We start from the raw sequence: 5,257 nt of genomic DNA, 5'->3' as shown, positions 1-5,257 counted from the left end.
CTGGAGCACCACATCGCCGTCGACGCGCTGCGCACCCCCGGCGGCCGGGTCGCCGGCGTCACGGTGCTCGACCGCCACGGCGTGCCCGGCGTCGTCCGTGCTTCGGCCGTGCTCGTGGCCAGCGGCGGGCTCGGGCAGCTCTACCAGGCGACGTCGAACCCGGAGATCGCCACCGGCGACGGGCTCGCCCTGGCGCTGCGGGCCGGCGCGACCGTGGCGGACATCGAGTTCGTGCAGTTCCACCCGACGGTGCTCTACACCCCGGGTGCGCGCGGCCGCTGCCCGCTGGTCACCGAGGCCGTGCGCGGCGAGGGCGCGACGCTGGTCGACGGCGCCGGGCTGCCGGTGATGCGGGGCGTGCACCCGCTCGGCGACCTCGCGCCGCGGGACGTCGTCTCGGGGGCGATCACCCGGCGGATGGGGACCGCGCCCGGCGGCGTCGACGACCACGTCTTCCTCGACGCGACCGGCGTCGCGGGGTTCGCGCAGCGGTTCCCGACCGTGTTCGCGGCGTGCGCGGCGCTGGGCCTCGACCCGGCCGTGGACCCGATCCCGGTCACCCCGGCGGCGCACTTCTCCTGCGGCGGCGTCGTGACCACTGTGGATGGACGCTCGTCGGTGGCCGGGCTCTACGCGGCGGGCGAGGTCGCGCGGACCGGGCTGCACGGTGCGAACCGGTTGGCGTCCAACAGTTTGCTCGAAGGCCTGGTCGTCGGGCAGCGGGTCGCCGAGGCCGTCGCGGCGGACCTCGCGGCCGGGCTGCTGGCCGATCCTTCGCGGGGGCGGCTGCCCTCGTGGACGACCGCGCCGGCCGCGGACCGCGATTCGCTGCAGCGCGTGATGAGCCGGTATGCGGCGATCGGCCGGGACGCCGACGGCTTGGCGGCTGCCGGTTCGGTGCTCGATCTGTCGCTTTCGGACACTCCGTTGTGGACGCACGCGGCGGTCGAGGACGCGGCGCTGACCGTGGTGGCGCAGGCGTTGCTCGCCGCGGCCGTCCGGCGCACCGAGTCGCGGGGCTGTCACGTGCGCACCGACTTCCCGGCGCGCGACGACGGCCGGCGACGCAGCCAGCTCATCCGGCTCAGCCCGTCGGGCCAGCCCGTGCTGGCCGACCCGATCCCCCTGGAAGGTGTGGCATGACGTTCCCGATCTCCGAACCCGTCCGCCGTCTGATCGCGGTGGCGGGGCTCGACGTCGACGACGTCGAGCGCGTGGTTTCCACGGCGCTGGGCGAAGACCTGCGGTACGGGCCGGACGCGACGACGGCGTCGACGGTGCCGGCCGACGCGACCGCGGTCGCCGAGCTCACCCCGCGCGTCGACGGCGTCGTCGCCGGGCTGCCGGTCGCGCTCGCCGTGTTCGACATCGTCCTGGGCGACGGGTACGAGGTGCTGGCCCGGCGTGAGGACGGTGACAAGCTGGTCGCCGGGGAGCCCGCGCTGGTGCTGGCCGGCCCGGTGCGCGGGCTGCTCACCGCCGAGCGCACGGCGCTGAACCTGCTGTGCCACCTCTCCGGCGTCGCCACCGCGACCGCCGCCTGGGTGTCCGAAGTGGACGGTACCGGGTGTGCGATCCGGGACTCCCGCAAGACGTTGCCGGGGCTGCGGCTGCTGCAGAAGTACGCCGTCCGCTGCGGCGGCGGGGTCAACCACCGGCTGGGCCTCGGCGATGCGGTGCTGATCAAGGACAACCACGTCGTCGCCGCGGGCTCGGTGACGGCGGCGCTGGCCGCGGCCCGGGCGCACGCACCGGAACTGGCCTGCGAGGTCGAGGTCGACACGCTCGCGCAGCTGGAGGAAGCGCTGACCGCCGGGGCGGACGAGGTGCTGCTGGACAACTTCACGCCGGAGGAGTGCCGCCGGGCGGTCGTGCGCCGCGACGAAGTCTCGCCGAAGACGCGGCTGGAATCCTCTGGTGGACTGACCCTCGACCGTGGTAAGGCCTACGCACTGTCCGGTGTGGACTACCTGTCGGTGGGTGGGCTGACCCATTCCTCGCCGGCACTGGATCTCGGCATGGACCTTCGCTGAGGCGGTCATCCGGGCTAGACTGGCGGTGGCGGAATCCCTTTTCCGCCACCGTCTTTCGGTTCGGGGGTGCGGGTGCGGGTGCGGTTACCGGCGGTGCTTGCGGTGGCGGGCCTTGTGACGGCGTCGGGTGTCTTCGGTGCGCCGGCCGCCTCGGCGCAGGGGTGTGCGAACCCGTCCGGCACCTACGCCGGTGACGTCCCGTGGGGCCAGCGCCTGGTCGACCCGGCGCGGCTGTGGCCGCTGACGCGCGGCGACGGCCAGCTGGTGGCCGTGATCGGCACCGGCGTCGACGGGCAGAACACGCAGTTCGCGCCCGGCCAGCTCGAGGGCGGCCCCGGCACCGAGCGCACGGACTGCGACGGCCGCGGCACGATCGCGGCCGGGATCGTCGGCGCCCAGCCCGATCCGGCGACGACGTTCGCGGGGGTCGCCCCCGGCGTGCGGCTGCTGCCGATCCGCTACACCACCGGCGACGGCGGTGACCCGGCCGAGCTGGCCGACGCGATCGACCGGGCCGTGGACCGGCGCGCGAGCGTGATCCTGGTCGCGGTGCCCGCGGCGGTCGACAGCCCGGCGTTGTCGGGGGCGGTCGCGCGGGCGCGGGCGGAAGGAGCGGTGGTCGTCTCGGCGGCTTCGGCGACCCAGCAGGGCGCGCGGACGTACCCGACGGCGACGTCGGGGGTGCTGGCGGTCGGCTCGGTGAACCCGGCGGGGGAGCCGGTGCAGACGGAAGCGGGGGACTACGTCGGCGTCGCGGCGCCGGGCGCGGAGCTGGTGAGCACGTCGGCGGGTGCGGGCGGCGCGGTGGCACACCGCTGGCCGGTGACCGACCCGGGCCTCGCGGCGGCGTACGTCGCCGGGGTCGCGGCCCTGGTGCGGGCCTACCACCCGGCGCTGTCGGGCGACCAGGTCGTGACCCGGCTGACGCTGACGGCCCACCGGCCGCCGTCCGGCGGCCACGACCCGCGGCTGGGCTGGGGAGTCATGGACGCCTACGCGGCGGTGTCCTCGACCCTGCCGGCCGACGTCCCACCGCCGGGCTCGGTGCTCCCGTCCGCTTCCTCGCCGATGGTGGTCCCCGCCGCGGCCCCCGCCCCCCGCCGCTCCGACGTCCCGGCGGGCACGATCGCCCTGGCCGGGGTCGCCTTGGCCGCGGCCGCCGGCGTGACGGTGGCGGCGGTCCGCCGAGCCCGCCGCCGAGGCTGGCGCCCCACCCGCTTCACCCCGTAGCTCGAGTTACGTCTCTGATCACGCGGTTTACGTGCTCAGTCACGCGGGTCGCCCCTCGGATCACGGGCTTGGCCGGTCGGCCGGGGTGATCCCGGCCGGAGCTCGCGTGATTGGAGGCGGAATTCGCGTGATTGGAGGCGGAACTCGCGTGATTGGGGGACGACACGTCAGGCGGGGACTGGGCGGGTGGAGCCGATGATCGTCACCGTGCCGGCGATGTGGATGGTGAAGTCGGCGCCGTCGCGGGTGAAGCGGGTGATCTGCTCTCGGGGGGTGCTGCAGTCGTGGGATTGCCAGCCGTTGCGGCGCAACGTCGGGAGGAGTGCCGGGAGGGTGGTTTCCGGGGCGGCCGGGTGGTCCACGCGGACGCCGTACTGCCAGCACAGCAGGTGACCCGGGCTGGTGGGGTCGCAGTCGAGCTCGCCCGAGAGCGTCGGGTCCGCGGGGCCGCCGAAGGCCGCCGCGACGTCGTCGATCACCGTGGTCAGCTCGGCCGCCAGGCGGGTCAGTTCGGGCGTCATCGGACGTCACCGCCCGCGGTGAGCACGCGGTACATGTTCGTCCACGAATCGGAACCCGGCTTCAGCACGTCGTTGTGGGAGGACACGCCCCAGAGTGCCGCACCGGACGCGTCGTTGCCGGTCGGCAGCTCCGTCACGCCCGGGAAGACGTCGGGGTCCGCGCCGTGGCCGATGCCGGTCCACTCCAGGCCCCACGCGTTGCCCTGCGCCACCACGATCGGGTCGAGCGGAGCCGTCATCGAGAACCGCTGGACGCCCGCCTGGCTCGCCGGCAGGTCGGCCGGCGACCACACGCCGTGGCCCATGCCCGCCGACTCGACGTGCAGGACGCGGTCGACGTCGAGGCCGTGCGTCTCGGCCAGCCCGACCGTCGCCCCGCCGTAGCTGTGCCCGATCGCGGTCAGCGTGACGCCGGAACCCGCGTGGCTCGCGATCTCGCCGCGCAGGTCGTCGGCGAAACCCTTCAGGTCCGGCGCCATCGCCTGGGCGTACGCCGCGTCCGGCCCCTGCGCCACCGGGCCCTGCGGGAACACCCCGTCGGCCCAGACGACGACCGCCGTGCGCCCGGACGGGTCCGCGGCCACCAGGCTGCGGCCGAGGCCGGCGTAGGCGTCGAAGTTCGCCATCTGCGTGTTGACGCCGGGCACGAACAGCCCGACATTGCGCGTCCCCGGCTCGATGTGCCCGACGAGCTCGGCGATCCGGCCGTTGCCCGAGGGATCGAACCGGAGGATCTGCCGGTTGTTCGCCAGGATGTCTTCGTACAGGTTGACCCGCGCCTGCGACCGCGCGATGTCCCCGTCGTCGGTCAACGTGGCCAGCCGCGCACGTTCGGCCGTCAGCGCATCGGCGACCTTGACGCGGTTGCCCGCGATCGCGTGCGCCCACGTCCCGGTGTCCGCCGAGCCGCCGATGCCGGCGGGATTTCCCGCGCGAGGCAACGGATCCTCGGGCATGAGCGCCCGGTACATCGCCGCGATCTGCGCGTCGGTGCGCCGGTAGCCGGCGGCACACGCCGTGAGTCCACTTTGGATCGTCCGAAGCCGGGACACGCTCGATTCGAGCTTCGCGCCCAGTTCGGTCATGGTCTTCTCGAACGTCTTGGCCGCGGACGCCGACTCGCTGACCTGGCCGAACGCGGCGGCGGGCAGCTTCTCGCCCGCCACCGCCTGCTGCGCCGTACCCAACGCGTCCGCGCGCGAGCCGGACTCGCCCGCCTCGGTGTCGAGGCGCGCCGGGGCGACGCGGTAGCCCGCCGCCGTCATCAGACGCTGTCTTCGCCGATGACCGGCGGCGCGACCGGGGCGGACTGGCCCCAGACGTTCTCCGTCTCCACCAGCCACGCCGGGATCCGGCGCCCGGAGCCCATGTCCCCGCCGCCGCCCATGCCCATCGGCATCATGGGCATCATCGGCATCGCGCCCTTGGCCGCCGACGCCGCCGCGGCCCCGGCCGCGCCACCCGCCAGGCCGC

The 5,257-nt window shown here is 74.9% G+C and carries 5 protein-coding genes and 1 pseudogene; 3 read left to right on the top strand and 3 right to left on the bottom strand.

Features of this window, described 5'->3' with window-relative positions; translation table 11 throughout:
- The 3 genes from ACWEVN_RS46305 to ACWEVN_RS46295 all read left to right on the top strand — a co-directional run.
- On the top strand, positions 1-1,143 hold a 1,143-nt coding region (locus tag ACWEVN_RS46305; RefSeq protein ID WP_452055511.1), incomplete at its 5' end, for an L-aspartate oxidase.
- A complete protein-coding gene (nadC, locus tag ACWEVN_RS46300) occupies positions 1,140-2,033 on the top strand; it encodes a carboxylating nicotinate-nucleotide diphosphorylase (RefSeq protein WP_452055510.1) in 894 nt (297 codons plus the stop codon). The genes ACWEVN_RS46305 and nadC, both read left to right, overlap by 4 nt.
- Positions 2,034-2,126: 93 nt before the next feature.
- Positions 2,127-3,263: a S8 family serine peptidase gene (locus ACWEVN_RS46295; RefSeq protein WP_452055512.1), complete on the top strand. Its 1,137-nt coding sequence runs from the start codon at positions 2,127-2,129 to the stop codon at positions 3,261-3,263.
- 167 nt (positions 3,264-3,430) lie between these two features.
- On the opposite strand, the gene ACWEVN_RS46290 is transcribed toward ACWEVN_RS46295, so the two are convergent.
- From ACWEVN_RS46290 to ACWEVN_RS46280, 3 genes and pseudogenes are all read right to left on the bottom strand, one after another.
- Positions 3,431-3,784 (bottom strand): hypothetical protein, encoded by a 354-nt coding sequence (locus ACWEVN_RS46290; RefSeq protein WP_452055509.1) that lies wholly within the window; start codon positions 3,782-3,784, stop codon positions 3,431-3,433.
- The gene (locus tag ACWEVN_RS46285) at positions 3,781-5,049 is read right to left on the bottom strand and encodes an alpha/beta hydrolase (RefSeq protein WP_449682238.1); all 1,269 of its coding nucleotides are present in this window, start codon (positions 5,047-5,049) and stop codon (positions 3,781-3,783) included. Before ACWEVN_RS46285 ends, ACWEVN_RS46290 begins: the two co-directional genes overlap by 4 nt.
- Positions 5,049-5,257: pseudogene (locus tag ACWEVN_RS46280) on the bottom strand (WXG100 family type VII secretion target); the annotation flags it as partial. The gene ACWEVN_RS46285 and the pseudogene ACWEVN_RS46280, both read right to left, overlap by 1 nt.

Source organism: Amycolatopsis sp. NPDC003861, assembly GCF_053605405.1.
The sequence above is the reverse complement of the archived record's forward strand: the minus strand, read 5'-3'. Positions and strand labels throughout refer to the sequence as shown.